At 68.6% G+C, this 3,184-nt stretch carries 2 protein-coding genes and 1 pseudogene; all 3 read left to right on the top strand.

The features are described from left to right. Nucleotides 1–204 precede the first annotated feature (204 nt). Nucleotides 205–1,440 carry a metabolite traffic protein EboE gene (eboE, locus tag U9980_RS22735; protein WP_322769800.1) on the top strand — a complete coding sequence of 412 codons (1,236 nt, stop codon included), beginning with the start codon at nucleotides 205–207 and terminating at the stop codon, nucleotides 1,438–1,440. Continuing rightward, the gene (locus tag U9980_RS22730) at nucleotides 1,437–2,870 is read left to right on the top strand and encodes an alkaline phosphatase family protein (protein WP_322769799.1); all 1,434 of its coding nucleotides are present in this window, start codon (nucleotides 1,437–1,439) and stop codon (nucleotides 2,868–2,870) included. The genes eboE and U9980_RS22730 overlap by 4 nt, the downstream gene beginning before the upstream one ends. An 88-nt stretch (nucleotides 2,871–2,958) precedes the next feature. Continuing rightward, nucleotides 2,959–3,184 (top strand): annotated as a pseudogene (locus tag U9980_RS22725) (hypothetical protein); the annotation flags it as partial.

The following is a 3,184-nucleotide window of genomic DNA, read 5'->3' as shown; positions in this document are numbered from 1 at the left end:
GGGCACGGACAGCACCGACAGCGCGGACGGCACCGACACGGCCGCGCCCGCCCCTGCCGCGGACGCCCTGTTCGCCGGCAATTCGGTGCTGCGCGGTGTCCGATGACCCGGCCCATTGCACGATCATGCAGGTCAGGCCGGTGCCACGGGTCAGCCCGGTGCGGCGATGTCACGTCCGCCCGGCGTGGATGAGGGGCCGTCACCATGCGCTTTCGACACCGCGACGGCACCGTCGTCCACCTAGCGTACTGCACGAACGTCCATCCCGCCGAAGATCTTGCCGGTGTTCGGGACCAACTGGTCAGATACGCCGAGCCGATCCGCGAACAGCTCGGCGTCGACCGGCTCGGGCTCGGGCTGTGGCTCGCCCACGATGTCGCCACGGCGCTGGACACCAACCCCGCCGACCTGGCCCGGCTGCGAGCCGAGCTGGTCGCCCGCGGTCTGGAGGTCGTGACCCTCAACGGCTTTCCCTACCGGCACTTCCACGCTCCGGTGGTCAAGCACGGCGTCTACACACCGGACTGGTCCCAGCCGGACCGACTCGTCTACACCACCGTGCTGGCGCGCCTGCTCACCGGGCTGATGCCCGACGACGCGGCCCGCGGGAGCATCTCGACCCTTCCCCTGGGCTGGCGGAGCTGGTGGAATGACAGCCGCCGGGATGACGCCGCCCGCCAGCTCGCCGCGCTCGCCGACGAACTCGCCGACCTGGAGCACCGGACCGGGCGCACAGTTCGGGTCGGATTCGAGCCGGAGCCCGGCTGTGTGGTGGAGAGCACCGAGGACGCCGTGCGCCACTTGGCCGCCATCGACACGTCCAGACTCGGCATCTGCCTGGATGCGTGTCATCTGGCGGTGGGCTTCGAGGATCCGCAGGCCGCCCTGGGCAGACTCGCCGCGGCCGGTCTGGCGGTGGTCAAGCTCCAGGCGTCCTGCGCGTTGCATGCTCCTGATCCAGCCGCGCCGGGCGCCCGTGACACCCTCGGGGGGTTCGTCGAGCCCCGGTTCCTGCACCAGACTCGCGAACTGGCCGAGCCCGGACCGGACAACGGGTTCGGCGGCGGGTCCGACGTTGGGTCGGGCAGCGGGTCCGAGCGCCGCCTGCACGCCCGCGACGATCTACCCGACGCGCTCTACGGACAGCGCGCACTGCCCGCCCGCGGGCCCTGGCGTGTCCACTTCCACATCCCGTTACACGCCACGCCGGCAGGGCCGGTTGGCAGCACCCGGGACGTCCTGGACGATGTTCTCGCCAACGTGTTCGGTGGGCAACATGCGGTTACCGACCATGTTGAGGTGGAGACCTATACCTGGACGGTCCTACCCGAACGGGACCGCCCGACCGATGAGAAGTCCCTTGCCGCCGGGATCGCCGCCGAGCTGGACTGGACGCGGGCAGCGTTGGCCCGCCACGGGCTGGTGGAGGTGTCATCATGAGCGCGTCCCCGACGGCCCCCACCGCCGTGCTCGTCCTCGACGTCGTCGGGCTGACCCCGGCGCTTCTTCCGCACATGCCGCATCTGCGCGCGCTCGGCGCCGAGGGTTTCACGGCCACGCTGGACCCGGTGTTTCCCGCAGTCACCTGCTCGGTGCAGTCATCCATGCTCACCGGATTGCCACCACGGGACCACGGTGTGGTCGGGAACGGTTGGTACTTCCGGGATCTCGGCGAGGTCCTGCTGTGGCGCCAGCACAACGGTCTGGTCGCGGGCGAAAAAATCTGGCATGCCGCCCGACGGCAGAACGGTGACTATCGGGTCGCGAATATCTGCTGGTGGTACGCGATGGGCGCGGACGTCGACATCACCGTCACGCCCCGACCCATCTATCACATGGATGGCCGCAAATCACCGGACTGCTACACCGTCCCCCCCGAACTGCACGACGAACTGACCGATCACTTTGGTCCTTTTCCGCTGTTCAAGTACTGGGGCCCGGGAGCGGGCCTACCCGCCTCACAGTGGATCATTGACGCGGCCGGGCGAATCCTGGACCGCAGCCGGCCGGATCTCACGTTCGTCTACATCCCGCACCTCGACTACGATCTGCAGCGCTACGGGCCGGACTCCCCCCAGGCCGTGACCGCGGCCGGCAATGTCGACACGGCGCTGGCGCCACTGCTGACACAGGCCCGCGCCGCGGGCACCACCGTCGTCGCGCTCAGCGAATACGGGATCACCAACGTACATGGGACGATCGACATCAACCGGATGCTCCGCCGCGAGGGTCTGTTACGCGTCTATGTACAGGCCGGCATGGAGTATCTCGACCCGTGGACGTCGAAGGCGTTCGCCGTCGCCGACCACCAGGTCGCCCACGTCTACGTGGCGGATCCCGCCGACGTGGCGCGCGTGCAAGCCATGATTGCCATGCTGCCCGGGGTGGACGCCGTTCTTGACCGCGGCGCCCAGGCGACGTTCGGTATCGACCACGAACGCGCGGGCGAGCTGGTGGCGATCGCCGAACCCGACCACTGGTTCACCTACTACTACTGGCTCGACGACGACCGTGCCCCTGACTTCGCCCGCTGCGTCGAGATCCACCGCAAGCCCGGCTACGATCCCGCCGAACTGTTCCTCAATCCCGCCGACCCGTGGGCCAAGGCGCGCATCGCCCTCGCGCTCGCCCGCAAGGCGGTCGGCCTGCGCTACACCATGGCGGTGATTCCGCTCGTCCCGTCCATGATCCGGGGAAGTCACGGCCGACTGCCCGACGACCCGCGCAACGGGCCGGTACTGCTGTGCTCCGACCCGAGCGCCGCACGGGAGCGTTACCGCGCCACCGAGGTGAAGGACCTGCTGCTGTCTCTGGCGGGAATGACAGAACCCAACCCGACTTCGCGGCACGGCACAGTAACGGCACAGTGATGAAATAGTGACGGGACGGCGGCGGCAGACGGCGGCAGACGGCGGCAGACGGCGGGACAGCACAGTGACCGATACGGCGGGAGCGGGCATGTCAGCGAATTCTGACGCGAACACAGACGGCGAGGGAAGGGACGTAGGTGGATGGCTGGTTGATTTCCTAAGCGCGCACGGTGGGATTGCCGGTTCGGTACATTTCCGCAACGGGGACAATCTTGTGCTGGTCGCCGCTCACAATATCCCGCCGCAGGTTCAGAAGATTACCGCGGTCGTTCCCCGCGGCAAAGGTATGGCAGGCCTGGCGCTGGCCCGGGGAG

This window comes from Protofrankia sp. Cr1 (assembly GCF_963555865.1).
Classification (GTDB): domain Bacteria; phylum Actinomycetota; class Actinomycetes; order Frankiales; family Frankiaceae; genus Protofrankia.
Note: the sequence above shows the minus strand (reverse complement) of the source record. Positions and strands in the feature narration are given on the sequence as shown.

What these genes read in the sequence shown, in the direction of transcription:
- eboE (WP_322769800.1), top strand. Translation starts at nt 205, where the DNA reads ATGCGCTTTCGACACCGCGACGGCACCGTCGTCCACCTAGCGTACTGC.
- U9980_RS22730 (WP_322769799.1), top strand. Translation starts at nt 1,437, where the DNA reads ATGAGCGCGTCCCCGACGGCCCCCACCGCCGTGCTCGTCCTCGACGTC.